Origin of the sequence: Streptococcus bovismuti (assembly GCF_042436615.2) — a bacterium.
GTDB lineage: Bacteria > Bacillota > Bacilli > Lactobacillales > Streptococcaceae > Streptococcus.
Genome location: NZ_JBHMFR020000004.1, coordinates 159,355 through 178,567, shown reverse-complemented (window position 1 = coordinate 178,567; position 19,213 = coordinate 159,355). Strand labels below are relative to the sequence as shown.

The 19,213-nt window shown below is 40.7% G+C and carries 15 protein-coding genes; 2 read left to right on the top strand and 13 right to left on the bottom strand.

Annotated elements, in window-relative coordinates; all coding sequences use genetic code 11:
- Window positions 1–1,919, bottom strand: a 1,919-nt coding sequence (locus ACERDH_RS06130; protein ID WP_386684688.1) for a mucin-binding protein, incomplete at its 3' end; no start/stop codon positions are given.
- 216 nt (window positions 1,920–2,135) lie between these two features.
- Here ACERDH_RS06130 and pclR point away from each other — a divergent pair.
- Window positions 2,136–3,620, top strand: coding sequence for a virulence transcriptional activator PclR (pclR, locus tag ACERDH_RS06125; RefSeq protein WP_386684685.1), 1,485 nt, complete (start codon window positions 2,136–2,138; stop codon window positions 3,618–3,620).
- Window positions 3,621–3,670: 50 nt separating this feature from the next.
- Here pclR and yaaA read toward each other — a convergent pair whose 3' ends face one another.
- The 6 genes from yaaA to ACERDH_RS06095 form a co-directional block, all read right to left on the bottom strand.
- On the bottom strand, window positions 3,671–4,399 hold the full coding sequence (yaaA, locus tag ACERDH_RS06120) for a peroxide stress protein YaaA (RefSeq protein ID WP_049516343.1): 729 nt from the start codon (window positions 4,397–4,399) through the stop codon (window positions 3,671–3,673).
- A gap of 78 nt (window positions 4,400–4,477) precedes the next feature.
- On the bottom strand, window positions 4,478–4,642 hold the full coding sequence (locus ACERDH_RS06115) for a DUF3953 domain-containing protein (protein WP_386684699.1): 165 nt from the start codon (window positions 4,640–4,642) through the stop codon (window positions 4,478–4,480).
- 65 nt (window positions 4,643–4,707) lie between these two features.
- Window positions 4,708–6,303 (bottom strand): hypothetical protein, encoded by a 1,596-nt coding sequence (locus ACERDH_RS06110; RefSeq protein WP_386684681.1) that lies wholly within the window; start codon window positions 6,301–6,303, stop codon window positions 4,708–4,710.
- An 11-nt stretch (window positions 6,304–6,314) separates the two neighbouring features.
- Window positions 6,315–6,725, bottom strand: coding sequence for a peptide deformylase (locus ACERDH_RS06105; protein WP_386684679.1), 411 nt, complete (start codon window positions 6,723–6,725; stop codon window positions 6,315–6,317).
- 130 nt (window positions 6,726–6,855) lie between these two features.
- A complete protein-coding gene (locus ACERDH_RS06100) occupies window positions 6,856–8,892 on the bottom strand; it encodes a mucin-binding protein (RefSeq protein WP_386684676.1) in 2,037 nt (678 codons plus the stop codon).
- Window positions 8,893–9,031: 139 nt separating this feature from the next.
- Window positions 9,032–11,728 carry a cation-translocating P-type ATPase gene (locus ACERDH_RS06095; RefSeq protein WP_386684673.1) on the bottom strand — a complete coding sequence of 899 codons (2,697 nt, stop codon included), beginning with the start codon at window positions 11,726–11,728 and terminating at the stop codon, window positions 9,032–9,034.
- Window positions 11,729–12,031: 303 nt separating this feature from the next.
- On the opposite strand from ACERDH_RS06095, the gene mntE reads away from it, so the two are divergent.
- Window positions 12,032–13,225: a CDF family manganese efflux transporter MntE gene (gene mntE, locus ACERDH_RS06090; RefSeq protein WP_020901723.1), complete on the top strand. Its 1,194-nt coding sequence runs from the start codon at window positions 12,032–12,034 to the stop codon at window positions 13,223–13,225.
- Window positions 13,226–13,320: 95 nt separating this feature from the next.
- Here mntE and ACERDH_RS06085 read toward each other — a convergent pair whose 3' ends face one another.
- The 6 genes from ACERDH_RS06085 to ACERDH_RS06060 form a co-directional block, all read right to left on the bottom strand.
- Entirely contained in the window at window positions 13,321–13,878 is a 558-nt protein-coding gene (locus ACERDH_RS06085; protein WP_020901722.1) for a hypothetical protein, read from the bottom strand.
- Window positions 13,875–15,743, bottom strand: coding sequence for an ABC-F family ATP-binding cassette domain-containing protein (locus ACERDH_RS06080; protein ID WP_020901721.1), 1,869 nt, complete (start codon window positions 15,741–15,743; stop codon window positions 13,875–13,877). The genes ACERDH_RS06085 and ACERDH_RS06080 overlap by 4 nt, the downstream gene beginning before the upstream one ends.
- On the bottom strand, window positions 15,740–16,939 hold the full coding sequence (locus ACERDH_RS06075) for a CCA tRNA nucleotidyltransferase (protein ID WP_386684668.1): 1,200 nt from the start codon (window positions 16,937–16,939) through the stop codon (window positions 15,740–15,742). The genes ACERDH_RS06080 and ACERDH_RS06075 overlap by 4 nt, the downstream gene beginning before the upstream one ends.
- On the bottom strand, window positions 16,936–17,703 hold the full coding sequence (gene dapB, locus ACERDH_RS06070) for a 4-hydroxy-tetrahydrodipicolinate reductase (RefSeq protein WP_386684665.1): 768 nt from the start codon (window positions 17,701–17,703) through the stop codon (window positions 16,936–16,938). The genes ACERDH_RS06075 and dapB overlap by 4 nt, the downstream gene beginning before the upstream one ends.
- A 267-nt stretch (window positions 17,704–17,970) precedes the next feature.
- Window positions 17,971–18,819: a DegV family protein gene (locus ACERDH_RS06065; RefSeq protein ID WP_386684662.1), complete on the bottom strand. Its 849-nt coding sequence runs from the start codon at window positions 18,817–18,819 to the stop codon at window positions 17,971–17,973.
- 1 nt (window position 18,820) lies between these two features.
- Window positions 18,821–19,195 (bottom strand): DUF1149 family protein, encoded by a 375-nt coding sequence (locus tag ACERDH_RS06060; RefSeq protein WP_001050079.1) that lies wholly within the window; start codon window positions 19,193–19,195, stop codon window positions 18,821–18,823.
- Window positions 19,196–19,213 lie beyond the last annotated feature (18 nt).

Here is a 19,213-nt window from a genome sequence, read left to right as displayed (position 1 = left end):
TTTTGGGCATCCTTATGATAAGTGACTGTTTCAACACGGTCTTGGTCTTTCGCTTGAACTCCACTTACAGCTGGGATTTCTGATTTATCCGCTGTGTAACCTGCGATAGTTGGAGAGACTACTTTATCAAACGTATCATCATTAGTTGTCCAGTCTTGGAAGTCAATATGACCTGTTACCAAGTTGACATTGCTCCAACGTTTGAAGTTCAGTGTTTCAACCACATCATCCTTAGCCTGACTTCCGTCTTCATAAACGTAATGGATAGTACGGCTAACACTTTCCTTGTTATCCAAGTTTTCAACGGTTCCTGGCCAACGTGGGCTATCTGGTTGTCCTGGATTGACTGGTGTGTTTGGTTGTGGGGTTGGGTTATCTGGGTTAACTGGTTCAACACGTTCTGAAAGGGTTACAGTGTAGACTTGGTCACGTGCTGTATCGTAGTCATAAACCTTAGCTCCACCTGATGTGAATTCATCACTAACAAGCTTGTAACCTTGTTTCTTGAATTCATTGATTTGACTTGTTGTGCTGTAGGCAATGGCTTCACCTGACTTACCTGTCACTTCATCTGTTGTGAGAACACGGTTACCGTTGGTGCTTACATAACGGATAACAGCTTTTTGATTTTCTTTTTCAATTACTACATTAGAATCTTTACCTACAGCATCTAAATCATTATCATCGTTTGGATCAATAGTTTTTGTTTCTGCATTATATCCGTGAATAGATTGGTTGTCACTAATTTTCCAACCAACTGGTGCTTGAGGAATTTCAGTAACATCTGCTCTTGTTGTATCATTAAAATCGTTTTTATATTGTCGACGAATAGCATCTTCTTTATTCTCGACTACTTCACCATTTGAATTGATGTAATGTCCATCTTTGTCGACTAAATTGATATAACCTAAGTCTTTATACCAAACGTTGACAACTGTTTCATTTATATAGTCTGGGTTAACTGTTAACTCATCAACACTCTTGGCATCAGCGTAGAAACCTGGATTGACCGGTGTCATAACTTTCTTGAAAGTATAATCCAAATCTCCGATAGCACGTTTCCGACGACGCGAACTACCTTGTGCTGCATGAGCCTCAATAGCACTCTTTAATCTCAAGCTCGCTTCTTGATCTAACGGAATATTCCATCCGCCTTTTATATTTGCCTTTGCATCTTCAACTCGAAGTCCCTTTACAGGTTTTAAGGCAGTTTTATCTTTTTCTACTGACTCTTTATCTACTTCAGAAGTTTTTTCAGCCACCTTTGATTCAGCATTTCTCTTTTCAGCTGATTCAATTTTGCTAACTACTTCAACTTTATCAGCAACTTTGCTAGTAGTTACACCTCTAAGTTCCAAAGCAATGACAGCAGCTTGGAGATCGGACTCTGCTTTTGATAATTCAGATTCTGTCACATCTGTTTTATTTAATAATTCTTGAGCATATTGAATACTAGATTGAAGGCTTTTCACACTTTCTTCAGTGTATAACTTAAGCTCCAATTTTTCTGCACGTGAAAGAGCTGATAACAATTTTGACTTGTCAACAGCATCTTGCTGCTTTACTTCCTCCTTTTTGTCTTTTGCTTCTTCAACTTTTTCTGCTGATGCTTTAGCATCTTCAGATTTAGCTGAAGTTACTTCTACTGGGTTAGCAACCGTTGGAGCTGCATAGGTTGTTTCTTTTTTAGGTGTAGCAACTTCTGCTGGTTTTGTAGCTTCTTCTACCTTATCAACAGAAACACTGTTAGTAGCTTCTGGGGTATGTTCCTCTGCTTGTACTGCTTGCGCATTGGCAGCGGTTCCTAAGACCAAGGCTGTTCCGAGCAAAACACTCGCTGCACCAAAGTGATATTTCCGAATGGAGTATCTTTGTTGCAAGCTATACCAGTCAAATGATTTTTTATGTGAATGTTTCATTGTGAACTCCTAGATAGTATTTTATAGTTCTCACTCTACAACTATTTGATATATAAATCAATAATTTCTAAGCAATTAATATATTCTCTTTTTGTACCTAGAAGCCACTTATCTTATTCTTATTTTTCTGTTTAATCCAAACGCTTTTTCTACTCCAACATTTTTGTACACTTTAGACAATAATATGATATAATGAATTAAGGAGGAAATACCTATATGCGTAACCTTTTATCTACGAAAGATCAGCGACAATTACGTTTAATGGAAACCTTGATTCAACATCGCGATTGGTTGAAATTACATGAACTTGCCGATAAGTTAGGATGTACTGAGCGAATCTTAAAAAGTGATTTAAATGAATTGCGTGCTGCATTTCCAACTATCGACATCCAATCTTCTGTTAACGGAATTATGATAGATTTAGAAGTTAATACTAGCGTTGAAGATATTTATCAATATTTTCTTGCTCATTCTCAATCTTTTCAATTACTAGAGTATCTGTTTTTTAATGAGGGCCTACCTATTTATCGAACAATAGAAAATCTTCACTCTAGTAATGCCAACCTCTATCGATTGGGCAGAAATATTACAAAAACTCTGTCAACTCAATTCCAAATTGAACTATCATTTACTCCATCCGAAATACGTGGCAATGAAATCGATATTCGCTATTTTTTTGCCCAATATTTTTCTGAGCGCTATTATTTCCTAGACTGGCCTTTTCCTGACCTTCCTGAAGAGGATTTAACAGAGTTCACTGACTTCTTCTATAAGATCACGAATTATCCAATGCGATTTTCAATCTATAGAATGTACAAATTGATGATAGCCATCAGTATTTACCGCATTAAAAACGGTCATTTCATCGACTTACCAAATCATTTCTACGATGAATACTACCCTCTTTTGATGAGTATTCCAAACTTTGAGGAGATACTTGTCCATTTTTCTGAAAAACTGGGACTGGAAATCACCCCAGATATCATTGCCCAAATTTTTATATCCTTTATTCAAAACAATCTTTTCTTAGATCCTCAAGAATTCTTCAACTCTTTAGAAGATAACAGTGAAGCAAGATACTCTTACCAATTACTTAGTCAAATATTAGAACGCCTAGCAAAACAATATAAGATTACTTTTACTAACCACGATGAGCTTATTTGGCATTTACACAACACTGCTTTCTTTGAAAGACAGGAAATCTTTTCTACCCCAATCTTATTTGAACAAAAAGCATTGACGATTAAAAAATTTGAAGTTTACTTCCCAGACTTTATGGGAAGTGCACGTCAAGAACTGGCCCAATATCGTCAGGCAATTGGACAGCATGACCATCCTGAACAGTTGGAACACTTGATGTACACCATCTTAACCCATGCTGAAAACCTCTCTACTCAGTTGTTAGAAAATCGACCACCTATCAAGGTTTTGATTATCAGTAATTTTGACCATGCTATATCCCTTACCTTTATTGATATGCTTTCCTACTACTGTAATAACCGCTTTACCTTCGATACTTGGGATGAATTGGAAACGAGTCCTGAGATTTTAAATCAGACAGGTTATGATATCATCGTGTCTAATTTCTATATTCCAGGAATTACCAAGAAGTTTATTTGTCAAAATCATCTGTCAATAATGGATTTGGTTAATCATCTTAATACTTTATCAAATGAGATTCATTTGTCCAATACTTTATAAGCTAGAAAAAAGTCAGCATAATCCTGCTGACTTTTTCTCTTATCTGATTTCTAAACTTCCTTAACAAAAACCAATTCCTGTGGTTGTGACAAATCTTCTCGGTAGGCAAATCCGGCAAAGTTCAAGCGACGTGCTTCCTCCACAGTTTGTACTTGATTTTCTATTAGAGATGTTAGGAAGGCACCACGCGCTTTCTTGGAAATGGTTGAGTGAATCTTCAGCTGACCACCTCTATCCTCCATGAATTTGAAGGTCACCATTTTTTCTCTGATTTCCTTAGAAAACACAGTCTCAAACTCGGACGACAAGAGAGAAAAAATCATTTCTTCCTGCTTCACAGCTTCATCATAGGCTGCCTTCCAATGGCTCTTCAAAGTCTTACCAGCGACTTTTAACTTCATCAAAAAGTCCAAACGGTGAGGGGCCATAGGTGACAAGGCTGGAACAACACCGTACAAGGCCGAGGTAATGAAGACATGATTTTCAAGATAGGCTTGTTCTGCCTCGTCCAGTTTGTCTCGCTTGATATGACGGTACATAAGCCCATCAAAAAGTTTCAAGGCTGGATAGTGTTGAGCAGTTTGTTTTTTTAAAGTTTGGATATTTTGAAATTCTGCCACAGCTTTCTCGGCTGAAACTTTGTAAAAACTCTCCAATTGACTAACAGAATAGAGAGCCAAGGCATCCAGCACAGCCTGACTTTCTGGTTTTAAAGGAGTGGCTTCAATACTTGGCAAGTCTGTGTTCATTTCTTTTGCTGTTGGGATTAAAATTTTCATATTGATAGTGTAGCATATTTTTTAGCCACTACCAAGAAATTCATCTAAAAAACCTCGGTTTGAACGAGGTTTTTCTGTTTATTTTGGCCATCCTAAGCAGACAGCCACGAGAACAAGGGCTAGGCCAGCTAAGCTTGTTAAGATAGATAAGAATGTATCTTTTTTCTCCTTGAATCGAGAAAAACCTATCTTCAAAGCGAGCAGTCCGAGTAACATTGAAGCAACCATCAAATAAAACCCCATTTGTTTGTCCTCCATTAGACTTAATTTACCTTATTATAACATACTCTTCTTAAAGAAAGCTGTCTTTACTGCACTTTAAAGGTCTTGAGATAATTGTCTTTCCCTACTTGACCTTCGAAGTTTTTACCATTTTCAAGGTAAGGGAGGTCATCTGATACAGATGCCTTAACCTTATAAATCTTGCCATCAAATTTAAAGAAGTAGACAGTATCTCCCTTGATAACAGCTGATTTAAGGTCTGCTACCACACCCTTGATACTTTCTGTGGTTGCATTGTCAATTTCAAGGTCGTTTTTATTGGCATACTTGCTGAGCAGCTCTTCCACTGTAGTAGCTACGATAACATTTTGGTACTCGACTGCGTCTACCAGGGCGTACTCTTTGACCAAGCCAGCATTGTCCTTCAAGCCCATGATGTAGAGAGGTTTGTCGTTGAGGTTGATGAGGATTGGGAAGGTTGCCTTGTAGGATTTCTCTTGGACAGCACCTTCAGCTGATTCACGGGCGGATTCTTCGGTCGCAGAAGCCAAGCTGTACTTAGTGATTTCTCCTGTCCGCATATTTTCTAGGATAAAACCAAGATTACTTTCATCTGCATTAGCCGACGTCACACCAGTGTAGAGGTAGATGTCATTACCGATAGACAAGTAATTATAGCCCTTGGTAGTCTGAGTCACGTTTTTCTTGGAAATCATGGCATTCCAGAAACCGTCCTTATACTTGCCGTTATAGTTGATTTGCTGGATGGTTTCCTCAGCTGGATAGACCCTGTCCACCCATTCTGGAACATCAGCCAAGCTGTATTCCTTGGTTTCTCCGTTTGTGGCATCCAAGATAATGACTGAAACGGGACGAGGAACCGCAAGCCCAAATTGCTTTTGGTAAACCGTTGCTACATAGAAAGGATTACCTTCATCATCCACCTCAAATGATGGAGTCTTGAAAATCTTGGTTGGGTACTTAAAGCGCAGGTGGCGTTTGACGTCGCGGTTAAAATACTCTGAATCCGAATACTTGATTGGTGTCTTCAAGTCCACCAATTCTGCATTTCCTGTCACCATGTCCACCTTTATATACTCGCCGATTCCCTTGGCCTGATTATTAAACCATTTGATAGGGTCTGCGTATTCTAGTGGCGTAACCCGATAAGGCTTCCCATCAATAGTCAATTGAGTATAGGTGTCTGCCGCTACATACTGCGATACCTTATCTGTTAGGGAACCCAAGTAGCGGTCACCAATTTTTTCAGCAGTGCTTCTATCTAGAATCGGAACCTTACTGGTGTCACTCTTAGGAAATTCAGTAAAGTCTTTTTCCGTAACCGTAACTACATTGGCATAATTTTTAGCCTGAAAAATGCTAGAGGTCACCAAGGAAACCAAGGCTGCCAAGAAAAGAATTCCTCCAATGGAAGCTAAAAGAATTTTCCCCAACCGATTGATTTTGAAACCCTCAAGATTTAAAGCAGCTTCCGCCTTTCCGTGGCGCACATGAACTGTTTTGACCAGATTGATTCCCTTGCCAAAGCCAAATAAAATAGCCACAAGCAGCAAATGCCCACAGAGGAAAAAGAGAAATTCCCAGCTGGTCAGATTAAGAGGTGGTAAAAAGATATACCAGGTCGTTGCGATAAAAAGCAGTTCAAAGACTATTCGTTTCATTTTCTTTCCTCCTAAATGATTCGTCCTTCCAAGTGATCCAGTTCATGCTGGCAAATCTGGGCTGGGAAGCCTGTCAAGCTAATGGTCTGTTCCTGCCACTTGCTATCACGATAGGCAACCCTTATGGTTTCATAACGCTTAGTCGGTCTCACACCTACTAAGGACAAACAGCCTTCCTCTGTCTCATAAGGGCCTTCAAAGGACAGGAGTACTGGGTTAAACATAACCATGGGAACCAGACCAAGATTAAAGATAATCACGCGCTTCTGCACCCCAATCATATTGGCAGCCAGACCAACACAGGTTTCGCGATTTGCTAAAAGCGTATCTTGTAAATCTCTGGCAAGATAAAGGTCTTCCTGACTTGCCGGCTGAGACACCTGAGATAAAAACAAAATATCCTTCACAATTTTCTTTTCCACTTCCTCACACTCCTCTCGATGTTTACTATATTATAGCAATTATAGCACAAAAGCTGATAACTGCAAGCCCTTTCCCTAAACTGTAGCAAAAAGCCACCCGAAGATGACTTTTTTTGTTATTTATAAATCCTTAATCTTTTTTACCTTTAAACAATAGAAGGCCAGATAGAGCTGATAGGTAGCCAACTACTAGTAAAATAGAATCATGACTAGCTGTCTCTGGTAATTTACCAGCTTCCTTTGTTTCCCTTATTATTGGAGTTTCTGGTTTCTTTGGCTCCTCAGGAGCTGGTTTTTTAGGAATCTTTGGTTTCTCTGCAGTAGGAACTTTGGGTTGGTTGGGTTCCTTAGGGGATGGTTTTTCGGGAACCTTAGGTTGATCTACCGTCGGTACTTCTGGGTGCTTTGGCTCCTCAGGTGTTGGAGCTTCTGGCGTCTTAGGTTGATCACCTCTTGGTGGTTCTGGTTCAGTAGCTTTCACAGGTAGATAATGAATCACTGTGTCTTTTGTAAAATCTTCTGGTACTTCAGGTAATAAGTAACCTAATTCTGGATGAGAAGAATCCTTCAACATCAAATCAGTAGCCGAAGTCACAGCCTTGTAGCCTTTAAGATAAGGAATTGTTCCTAAACCTGGATAGCTAGCAAGACCTGGCTTAGAAGGGTTGCCATCTTGGTCATTGGGATATTGAATCGAAGCCACATTCTCATTTGCAGTTGGAGAAATTGCTATCCATTTTCCTAGGTGTTTGTAGTAGACAGTTTCCTTAATCGTAGAATCTGCTACAGCTACTGTTTTTTCTGCAACTGCTTCTTTATCCGCAACTAAACCTTTTACCAGTGGACTTCCTACTTTTGGTAAATTTGGTTCTTCACTCATCCAATCACGATAATAAAGATCTCCTCTTACAAAATCAACCTTAGCAACTCGTTTAAAATGAACTTGATCATTTTGGTCTTCAGCAACCTTATCATGTGTTACAAAATCTTGATAGGAAATGTTGCGATCAATGGATTTTTTGTTAACGATATTAGAGACACTGGAAGGCCATAGAGGCGAATCTTGAACATCCTCATCAACTTTTTTATGAGCAGTTGGAAGTCTATCTTCAGGATAAATAAATTCTAGGCGAGGGGTTAAAGCAACCTTAAATATTTGATCAGTCTTACTATCTTGGTCAAAATATTGTAAACCTCGATCATAATCACTTGATACAAGATCGTATCCTTGTCGCTTGTAGTCACTAATCGTTTTTAGTGTACTGTATTCAATAGGATAACCAGATTCCCCAGTAACTGTATCTTCCTTCAGTAGCTTGTTTTCACTGATATCCACATAGCTAATCTTGGCCGTTTGATTTTTAATATGCTCCTGTTTTATTTTCCAGTTAGAATAGGAAATTTCCTTAGTAACAAGATTAACAGTCGCATAGCGTTCAAAGGAAATTCTTTGTTTTTTCTCAACAAAAGCTTCTTTACCATTATTCTTATATTTATATTTAATGATTCTTTGAATCGTTCTCTCTAAAGGCCGTTCTTGATTGGTTCTGATCTTTTCAGCATCTGCAGGCCACTTAGGACTATCGACAACACCAGCTTCCACCTCTTCATTTGACTTAGGATTAGTCTGGTTTTGTAAGCTAATCACTTCATGTTTTGGAGTTAATTTAATAGTATACGTTTGCGGAGTCTTATCATCTTGAAACAGCTTCTTCGATTCATCCGTTTTCAAATAGCCATCTTCAACCAATACATAGCCATTCCTTTTGAACTCACTAATTTTCTTTCTCGTATCGTAGTGAAGATCCTCTCCCACCTTACCAGTACGCTCATCTGAAAAAAGTTTTTTCCCTATTGATTCATCAATATAATTAAATTCAACACGAGATTCCTTTTCAGTCACTTTAGGAGTATCTAAATGTTTTTCTTCAAAATATTGCTCTTCTGAAACAGTAGCTTCTTTTTCTGAACCCCCGACAGACTTATCCTTGTCTATGTTTTCGCTAGAAGGTTTGTCTGTTTCTAAGATATGACTAGCTGCGAGCGTTTCATCTGCAGATACACTTCCAACAGAGCCAATTAAAAACCCTAAACCACAAGCAACAACAACTGAAGCAACACCAAAACTCAATTTACGGATAGAGTAAATACATTTTTTATTTCCCATGATTTCCCTCTAAGTTATTATTTACTATTCTTATACCTAATATTTTAGTAGGCGGCATTACTTTTAACATCTCTTTTTTAAAGTTTTTTCTGTTCTTTTTAAAGGTATTATAAAAAGCCATCCGAAGATGACTTTCTTTTTAAATCGCATTCTTATCAAAGCCAAGTTTACGTTGAACAAACTTGACAATTTCGACGATAATAATCATTGAGAAGCTTCCAGCCATGACGATTCTCCATTGAGACAAGTCTAGTTTGGTTACGTGGAAAATTCCTTCAAGTGGTTCTACGACGATTGTTGCCATGAGAAGGATGAAGGATACCAAGATAGACCAGTTGAAGGTCTTAGACTTGAATGGTCCAACTGTCAAGATGGATTGGTAAACAGACTTGACATTGTAGGCATGGAAGAGCTGAATCAAACCAAGTGTTGCAAAGGCCATAGTAAGGGCATCTGCGTGAATGGCATGATTGTCACCCACGTGAACTGGGTAAAGAAGGGCAAGACCATAAACACTCATAACAATAGCTGCTTGGAGTACACCTTGATAGATAATAGAACTCAAAACACCACCTGAGAAGAAGCTTGCCTTGCGTCCACGTGGTTTATGGTTCATGACACCAGGCTCAGCTGGCTCAACACCAAGAGCGATAGCTGGGAAGGTATCTGTTACCAAGTTGATCCACAAAAGATGAACTGGCTGCAAGACGTCCCAACCAAACAAGGTAGATAGGAAGATGGTTAATACTTCAGCAGTATTGGCAGAAAGTAGGTACTGAATAGTCTTTTGAATATTTGAGAAGACCTTACGTCCTTCTTCCACTGCAACGATAATAGTTGCAAAGTTATCATCTGCAAGAATCATGTCAGAAGCCCCCTTAGACACCTCTGTACCAGTGATTCCCATACCGATACCGATATCGGCTGTTTTCAAAGCCGGAGCATCATTGACACCGTCACCTGTCATGGCAACGACCTTACCTTGTTTTTGCCAAGCCTTGACGATACGAACCTTGTGTTCTGGAGACACACGGGCATAAACAGAGTATTGACCAACGACTTTTTCAAAGTCTTCATCAGATAGTTCGTTGAGCTCAGCACCAGTTAAAACATGTCCTTCTGTATCATTTGCGTCAATGATTCCCAAACGTTTAGCAATAGCTTCTGCAGTGTCTTGATGGTCACCTGTGATCATGATTGGACGAATTCCCGCTTCCTTAGCCACACGAACAGCCTCAGCAGCTTCAGGACGTTCAGGGTCAATCATCCCAATCAAACCAGTAAAGATTAAATCATTTTCAAGCTCTTCAGAAATAAGGTTTTCTGGAATGCTGTCAATAATCTTATAAGCACCAGCAAGGACACGCAAGGCTTGGTGAGCCATTTCAGAGTTGTTTGTATGGATGAGATTTGCAACCTTCTCATCAATCGGAGCAATATCCCCAGCCTTATCACGAAGAACACAACGTTTCAAGAGTTGGTCTGGCGCACCTTTAACAGCTACGAGGAAGCGTCCATCTGCAAGTGGATGAACTGTTGACATGAGCTTACGTTCAGAATCAAATGGCAACTCAGCCACACGAGGATATTTCTCTAAAAATCCTTTGACATCGTAGCCCTTGTCCAAAGCATATTGGATAAAGGCTGTTTCGGTTGGATCACCAATCAAGTTTCCTTCCACATCAATTTTCGTATCATTGGCCAAGACAACTGAACGAAGCAGGGGCATTTCAAGACCTAGTTCAATGTCATCAGCTGAGTCATGTAGAACCGCATCGTAGAAGACTTTTTCGACGGTCATCTTGTTCATAGTCAGCGTACCAGTCTTGTCAGAAGCGATGATTTCTGTTGAACCAAGAGTTTCTACAGCTGGCAACTTACGAACGATAGAGTTTCTTTTAGCCAAAACTTGAGTACCGAGGGCAAGAACGATAGTTACGATAGCTGGGAGACCTTCTGGAATGGCTGCAACGGCAAGGGCAACAGAGGTCATCAACTCACCGAGTGGATTTTTCCCTTGAATGAAAACACCAACTACAAAAGTAACAAGGGCAATGACCAAAATTGCATAAGTCAAGACCTTAGAAAGGTTGTTCAAGTTTTGTTTAAGTGGTGTGTCTGTCTCATCTGCATCTTGGAGCATGCCAGCGATATGACCAACTTCCGTGTACATACCTGTATTGACAACAACACCCATCCCACGACCATAAGTCACATTTGAGTTTTGGAAGGCCATATTGACACGGTCACCAATACCAGCATCTGCAGCAAGTTCAACTGTCAAGTCTTTTTCGACTGGCACAGACTCACCTGTAAGAGCTGCTTCTTCAATCTTGAGAGAATTGGCTTCTAGCAAACGTAGATCTGCAGGTACCACATCACCAGCTTCGAGAGCGACGATATCACCTGGTACCAATTCTTTAGAGTCAATCTCAGCCATGTGACCATCGCGAAGAACGCGGGCAGCTGGACTTGACATAGATTTGAGGGCTTCGATCGCTTCTTCTGCTTTCCCTTCTTGGTAAACACCAAAGGCAGCATTGATGATAACCACTGCTAGGATGATGATGGCGTCTGCGATATCTTCCCCACCAGAAGTCACGACTGACAAGATAGCTGCCGCAACTAGGATGATAATCATCAAGTCCTTAAATTGCTCGATGAACTTGACCAGGATTGATCGTTTCTCGCCTTCTTCGAGTTCATTGTGACCAAATTCTGCAAGGCGCTTTTCCGCCTCGCTAGATGACAAACCTTTCTCGGTCGCATCTACAGCATTCAAGACCTCTTCAGGACTCTGAGTGTAAAACGCTTGGCGTTTTTGTTCTTTTGACATGTGTCTCCTCCTTGACATTGTGTGCAAAACAGACTCTCTTTCTGTCATATCTTTTCACGACAAACAAGAAGAGACCTGTTAATCATAACAAGTCTCGCTGTTTAAGATAGTGCCGGAAAGCATACTTTTCAGTATGAAATTCGGAATGACGACACTATCACAGGTTTCTGCCAGCTACTCCCTTGAGTAGTACTATTATACCAAATTTAGAACAGTTTTCAAAGACTAAAAACTGCCTTATTTGAATTTTCCCTTAAAAACCAGTATAATGGTAAAATACTATCTGACTAGAAAGGAAGTTGAATGAAGCAATCTATTTCAAATCTCAAGTTAGCTGAGCGCGGCGCTATTATCAGTATTTCGACCTATTTGATCTTGTCTGCAGCCAAATTAGCAACTGGCCACCTCCTTCATTCATCCAGTTTGGTGGCCGATGGTTTTAACAACGTATCGGATATCATTGGAAATGTGGCCCTCTTAATTGGGATACGGATGGCGCGCCAGCCTGCAGACCGGGACCACCGTTTCGGTCACTGGAAGATTGAAGATTTGGCTAGCTTGATCACTTCTATCATCATGTTCTATGTCGGCTTCGATGTACTTCGTGATACCATTCAGAAGATTCTCAGTCGAGAAGAAACGGTTATTGATCCTCTGGGTGCAACTCTAGGAATCATTTCTGCAACGATTATGTTTGTGGTGTATCTCTACAACACTCGCCTCAGTAAGAAATCCAACTCCAAGGCCCTGAAGGCTGCCGCCAAGGACAATCTTTCTGATGCTGTTACCTCACTTGGTACCACCATTGCCATACTGGCCAGCAGTTTCAATTATCCCATTGTGGATAAACTGGTCGCTATCATCATCACTTTCTTTATCTTGAAAACTGCCTATGATATCTTCATCGAGTCTTCCTTTAGTCTTTCAGATGGTTTTGACGACCGTCTGCTTGAGGATTATCAAAAGGCCATCATGGAAATTCCCAAAATCAGCAAGGTTAAGTCCCAAAGAGGTCGTACCTACGGTAGCAACATCTACCTGGATATTACGTTAGAAATGAATCCTGACTTGTCTGTTTTTGAGAGTCATGAAATCGCGGATCAAGTCGAGTCTATGCTGGAAGAACGTTTTGGAGTCTTTGATACCGATGTCCATATCGAACCAGCACCTATCCCTGAGGATGAAATTTTAGACAATGTCTATAAAAAATTGCTCATGCGTGAACAATTGATTGACCAAGGAAATCAACTGGAAGAACTCTTGGCTGATGATTTTGTCTATATTCGCCAAGATGGAAATCAGATGGATAAAGAGGCCTATAAAGCCGAAAAAGAGTTAAATTCAGCTATCAAGGATATTCAAATCACTTCCATCAGTCAAAAGACCAAACTCATCAGCTATGAGTTAGATGGTATCGTCCATACCAGTATCTGGCGTCGCCACGAAACTTGGCAAAATGTCTTTCATCAAGAAACCAAAAAAGAAGACAAACAGTAACCCTATCCAGTGGATAGGGCTTTTTTGATTGATTTTCTTTAACCTAAACTATCTTATAAGCATTTGGAAGATTTGGTTTTAGAAGCTTGTTTTGTCTATTTCCTTGCTTGACGATTTTGCTCGATACGCCATTCCCTTTCATAGTACTTCATGGCCTCATAGACCCTTTCAGGAAAATCTACATCTAGTAAAATGATAGGGATAATCAAATCTGCTGACTGATAAAAAGGGAAACAACTTCTCTTCAGTAAAGATAGAAGTGATTGGGATCTCGCATTGTCCTTGTTTTTAAAATAAACTTCAATCTGATAGGAATTCCTATACTTCCCTCCAATCCGAGAGAAGGAAAATTCCTCTACATCAGCCCAAGCATAGAAATGACTCGATTTCTTTGGATTCGGTTTGTAGTAAAATCCCTGAACAGTAAATCTCAAATACTCCTTGTCCAAACTTAAAAGTCTGTAAGTCAGATAAACTACTACTACACCCAAAAAAAGTAAAACCAGCATAAACAAAAGACTTATCGTATGAAGTCTGGTCCCCTTTTGCGAATACGAATAGAGATAATAGAGAGGTAACAAGAAGAAAAGACCAAACAAGGCATTCCAAATGATTTTCTTGGGACTACGTTTAATGACTTTTTCTTCCATCATGCCAACTCACTTAAATATTCATAGCGTTCGTATTTTTCAAGGAGTGCTTCGTTTTTCTCATCTAGTTCTTTTTGGAGAGTAGCCAGCTTACCAAAGTCGGACCCATTAGCCTGCATCTCCTCTTCAATAGCAGCGATACGGTTTTCCAAAGCTTCAATATCGCCTTCAATACTTGCCCACTCCTGCTTTTCTTGGTAGGTCATGCGTTTCTTGTCTTCACGGACCTTGACCACTTTCTCCTTTTCGGCCTTTTGCACTTGATTGGCCATCTCTGTTTCAAAGGCTTTTTCATCAAGATAGTCGGTGTAATGACCAAAGAAAGGACGAATTTTACCATCCTCAAAAGCGAGAATCTTGGTCGCTACCTTATCCAAGAAATAACGGTCATGGCTAACTGTCAAAACTGGACCAGCAAAGCCTTGCAAGAAATTCTCCAAAACTGTCAAGGTTGCAATATCCAAATCATTGGTTGGCTCATCTAAAAGAAGAACATTTGGTTTTTCCAAGAGCAATTTGAGAAGATAAAGACGTTTTTTCTCTCCCCCTGACAATTTCTCAATCAAGGTTCCATGCGTCGAACGTGGGAAAAGAAACTGCTCCAGCAGCTCTGCAATCGAAGTCGTAGAACCACCGCTGGTCTTGACCTCTTCTGCCACTTCCTGCAAGTAATTGATCACTCGCTTGCTTTCATCCAAGCCCTCAATTTGTTGAGAGAAATAGGCGATACGAACAGTTTCCCCAATCACAACTTGTCCTTTAGTTGGCTCAAGACTTCCTGCAATCAGGTTGAGCAGGGTTGATTTCCCAACACCATTGTCCCCAACGATTCCAATACGGTCTTTAGCCTGCACCAAGAGATTAAAATCTTGCAAAATGGGCTTGTTTTCATAGGCAAAAGAAACATCCTGAAACTCGATAACTTTCTTCCCAATCCGACTGGTTTCAAAGTTCATGGTCAAATCTGTTTCAACAACGCCGCCTGAAACTTCCTTTTTCAGGTCGTGGAAACGATTGATACGAGCCTGCTGCTTGGTCGCACGCGCCTGCGGTTGTCTGCGCATCCAGGCCAATTCTTGTTTGTAGAGTTGTTCTTTTTTGTGAAGAAGAGCCGCGTCGCGCTCATCCTGTTCCGCCTTTAGGCGAACATAGTCCTGATAATTGCCCTGATATTCGGTCAAGCCTGCGCGATCCAATTCGAAAATCCGAGTTGACAAAGCGTCTAGGAAATAACGGTCGTGGGTAATAAAAAGGACAGTTTTCTTAGAATTTTTTAAAAAGAGGGTCAGCCACTCAATGGTCGCAATGTCCAGATGGTTGGTTGGCTCATCCAGAAGCAAGAGGTCGTGGTTGCCAAGTAAGACTTGCGCCAACTGGACGCGTCTTCTCAAACCACCTGACAATTCCCCAACTGGAGTCGATAAGTCCTGAATCCCCAGCTTGCTGAGAACCGTCTTGACCTGACTCTCAATTTCCCAAGCTTGTAGAGAATCCATCTCTGCCATGACCCGTTCCAAACGAGCCTGCTTATCCTCACTGTAGTTGAGCATGATCAACTCATACTCACGAATAAGCTGGATTTCCTTGAGGTCGCTGGATAGGACCGTATCCAAGACCGTCTTGCTATCATCAAAATCAGGATCTTGAGTCAAGTAACCAATCTGGTAATCATTTTTAGCTGAAAAAGGACTGACATCCCCATCAAAGCCAGAAACACCAGAAAGGACATCTAAAAGGGTGGTCTTGCCAGTCCCATTGACACCAATCAGACCGATTCTGTCTAGGTCATGGATGATAAAGGAAATATCCTTAAAAACGGTCTTGTCACCGACGGATTTACTTAGTTTTTCAACGATAAAATCACTCATTTTTTCTCCCTCAGATAAGCATGGATGGCTTGACGGTCATTTTCCAATTCTCCATCGACAATGGCATATTCAATCTCTGTTAAAATCTCTCCCAAGTCTGGACCTGGTTGATAGCCATATTCCTTAATCAAAATGCCACCATTAATCTGAATTTCTTTCTTGTCATGAATGTTCAAACTCTGATAGGTTTCTGTGATGGTTTGTGGGTTGACTGGTTTCCCTTGAGCCTGACGAAGATTTTCAGCCTGTAAAAGCAAATCCAAGTCAAAGCGGTAACAATCGCGCTTGCTCAATTCTCCCTTTTCACGCAAGGCCAAAATAGTCAGTAAATCCTGAACTTGCTTGGCAAACTGGCGTGAGGTCTTCCAAGCCTTCAAAAATGGCTGCGCATTTTCAATCTCCAAAGCCGACAGTAAAGCCGCCCAAGCTTGCTCTGAAGATTCAAAGGTGAAATCAGTCTCCAAATCAAACAGTCTATTGAGCTTGTCCTGGCTAGCTGCCATATCAGGGAGATAGTCATAAGCTTGACTCTCAATCATGGAAGCCAAACCCCTTCTCCAAAATGGAGCCAGCAAGAGTTTATCAAACTCGACGAAGGTACGCTCTACAGAAATTTTCTCCAAAAGCGGTGTCAAGGTCTTCATAGCTTCAAATGTTTCTGGCTCAAGTTCAAAGCCAAGACTGGCCTGAAAACGGAAACCACGCATAATCCGCAAAGCATCTTCGTTGAAACGCTCACTAGCCACTCCAACTGCTCGTAAGACTTGCTTTTCCAAATCTTCTAAACCATGGAACAAGTCAATGATTTCTCCTGTCTCGTCCAAAGCAAAGGCATTGACTGTGAAATCGCGGCGCTTGAGGTCTTCTTCTAGCGAACGCACAAAGGAAACCGCACTGGGTCTACGATAGTCCACATAAACATCCTCTGTCCGAAAAGTGGTTACTTCATACTCCTCGTCCCCATCTAAGACCAAGACAGTTCCATGCTCGATTCCGATATCGGCTGTTCGCGGAAAAATCTGCTTGGTTTCTTCTGGATACGAAGACGTCGCAATATCCACATCGTGGATGGGACGATTGAGGAGGGCATCTCGAACAGATCCCCCAACAAAATAGGCTTCAAATCCTGCTTCTTTGATTTTTTCTAATACTGGTAAAGCCTTCTGAAATTCAGAAGGCATTTGCGTTAATCTCATAATAAGTGTTCTAATCCATAGACAAGCTCATGACGCTTGACAACTTCTTTGATTCCCAAATTCACCCCTGTCATGAAGGAGCTGCGATCATAGGAGTCATGACGGAGTGTCAATCCTTCTCCCTGATTGCCAAAAATGACTTCCTGATGGGCTACTAAGCCTGGCAAACGAACTGAGTGGATGCGCATGCCATCAAAGTCAGCACCACGGGCACCTGCAATCAATTCTTCCTCATCTGCTGCACCCTGCTGGATAGACTCTCGAACTTCTGCCATTAACTCAGCTGTTTTAATAGCAGTTCCACTCGGAGCATCCTTTTTCTTGTCATGATGGAGCTCGATAATCTCCACATTTGGGAAATATTTAGCAGCCTGCCTTGCAAATTGCATGAGTAAAACAGCACCCAAGGCAAAGTTAGGAGCGATCAAACCACCCAAATCTTGGGCACGAGAAAATTCTTTTAGCTCTGCAATTTCTTCACTTGTGAAACCTGTTGTTCCAACTACTGGAGCAAAGCCATTTTCAAGAGCAAAACGTGTATTTTCATAGGCAACAGCTGGTGTAGTAAAATCTACCCAGACATCCGCTTCAAAACCGACCAAATCAGCTTTATCCTTGAAAACAGGAATACCCTGCCATTCTGATTCAGACTCAAAGGGATCCAAAACTGCTACCAAGTCCAAATCTGAATCAGTCAAGACCATCTGGCAAGCAGCCTGGCCCATCTTTCCCTTAAAACCAGCAATAATTACTCGAATACTCATCTCTACTCCTGTCTAAGATACAAAGGACCTTAGCTACCCATGAAAAATAGGGAATGGGGCTGACTTTCCATGAAAGTCAAGGCAGTCATCTTTTTTCAAGAGGCAGATAGTCCATGTTCAATTTCCAAGATACAAAGCCTGTAAGAACACAAAGTGAAAATAGGAGTTCTGATCAAAGAGTGTCTACTCCTTGAAAGAACTGTCTTTTTCACACAAGGTTCCAGGCGTGTTCATTTGCTAACTTCTTAACTAGTCTAGAAGTGCCAACTAAATCACTGGAATATAACCCAGAGCAATACTGCCTGCACCTAGGTGTGTTCCAATGACACTACCAAATGTAGCAAGTGAAATATCCGTACCCACTTCAGAATCTAGCAAGTGCTGACGCAATTCTTCAGCCTTTTCAGGAGCATTCCCGTGAATGACAATGACACGGTATTGGCCTGAAGCTGTGGCTTCCTTGATGATTTCAATTAAGCGCTTGGTTGCTTTCTTTTCAGTACGAACTTTTTCGTAAACTTCAATCACACCTTGGTCGTTGAAATAAAGGATTGGCTTAATGCTTAGCAGATTGCCCAAAATCGCAGCTCCATTTGAAAGGCGTCCACCTTTAACCAAGTGGTCCAAATCATCGACCATGATGAAAGCAGATGTGTGACTAATTTGGATAGCTAGCTTATCCTGAATAATGGCAAAGTCATCACCCTGGTCTCGCCAGTTAAAGACACTTTCAACCATGATACCCAGAGGAGCACTTGTAATCAAAGTGTCTGGGAAGGCAATGGTTAATCCCTCATAATCATCGACCATGTACTGGATATTTTGGTAAAAACCTGAAATTCCAGAAGATAGGAAAAGCCCCAAAGCATGTGTATAGCCTTGTTCTTTAAGCGAAGTTAGAATCTCATCTAACTTGGCAATACTTGGTTGACTGGTCTTAGGCAATTCAGAAGCCTGAGCCATTTTTTGGTAAAATTCCTCAGCAGTCAGATTGATCCCTTCGACATACTCCTCACCATCAATATTAACAGGAATATCCAAGACAAATAAATCTTCTCTTTGCAAGGTATCTGCACTGAGATAGGCAGAGGAATCTGTGATAACAGCTAATTTCATATTAGAACTCCAAATTGATTCCTGGTAAGTCTAATGCAATTTCAGTTACTTCATAAGTCAAACGGTTGAGCATGTTCAAACATGGACGAGCCAAGGTTTCCACTTCTTCTTGGTTCAATTCACTTGGTTCGTTAACAATACGACCATCGATATGGTTCACCTGTGAAATGGTTCCACTGATGACAAATTTATCAAATACAATCATAAAACTCAAGATAACAATCAAGGAAGTCACTTGATTTTCTTGGTCATGTTGAATTAATTGGAAGTTCACATCCACCTTAGTTTCAGGAGCTCCATTTTCATTTTCCCATTCAAAATTACGCGCATCAAAATGATACTGACTAACAAATTCTTGTTCACGTTTAAGATTCATGTCTTTCTCCCTCGGCTA

Coding starts and splice junctions, on each gene's coding strand:
- pclR (WP_386684685.1), top strand. CDS start 2,136: ATGCGTAACCTTTTATCTACGAAAGATCAGCGACAATTACGTTTAATG.
- yaaA (WP_049516343.1), bottom strand. CDS start 4,399: ATGAAAATTTTAATCCCAACAGCAAAAGAAATGAACACAGACTTGCCA.
- ACERDH_RS06115 (WP_386684699.1), bottom strand. CDS start 4,642: ATGGGGTTTTATTTGATGGTTGCTTCAATGTTACTCGGACTGCTCGCT.
- ACERDH_RS06110 (WP_386684681.1), bottom strand. CDS start 6,303: ATGAAACGAATAGTCTTTGAACTGCTTTTTATCGCAACGACCTGGTAT.
- ACERDH_RS06100 (WP_386684676.1), bottom strand. CDS start 8,892: ATGGGAAATAAAAAATGTATTTACTCTATCCGTAAATTGAGTTTTGGT.
- ACERDH_RS06095 (WP_386684673.1), bottom strand. CDS start 11,728: ATGTCAAAAGAACAAAAACGCCAAGCGTTTTACACTCAGAGTCCTGAA.
- mntE (WP_020901723.1), top strand. CDS start 12,032: ATGAAGCAATCTATTTCAAATCTCAAGTTAGCTGAGCGCGGCGCTATT.
- ACERDH_RS06085 (WP_020901722.1), bottom strand. CDS start 13,878: ATGATGGAAGAAAAAGTCATTAAACGTAGTCCCAAGAAAATCATTTGG.
- ACERDH_RS06080 (WP_020901721.1), bottom strand. CDS start 15,743: ATGAGTGATTTTATCGTTGAAAAACTAAGTAAATCCGTCGGTGACAAG.
- ACERDH_RS06075 (WP_386684668.1), bottom strand. CDS start 16,939: ATGAGATTAACGCAAATGCCTTCTGAATTTCAGAAGGCTTTACCAGTA.
- dapB (WP_386684665.1), bottom strand. CDS start 17,703: ATGAGTATTCGAGTAATTATTGCTGGTTTTAAGGGAAAGATGGGCCAG.
- ACERDH_RS06065 (WP_386684662.1), bottom strand. CDS start 18,819: ATGAAATTAGCTGTTATCACAGATTCCTCTGCCTATCTCAGTGCAGAT.
- ACERDH_RS06060 (WP_001050079.1), bottom strand. CDS start 19,195: ATGAATCTTAAACGTGAACAAGAATTTGTTAGTCAGTATCATTTTGAT.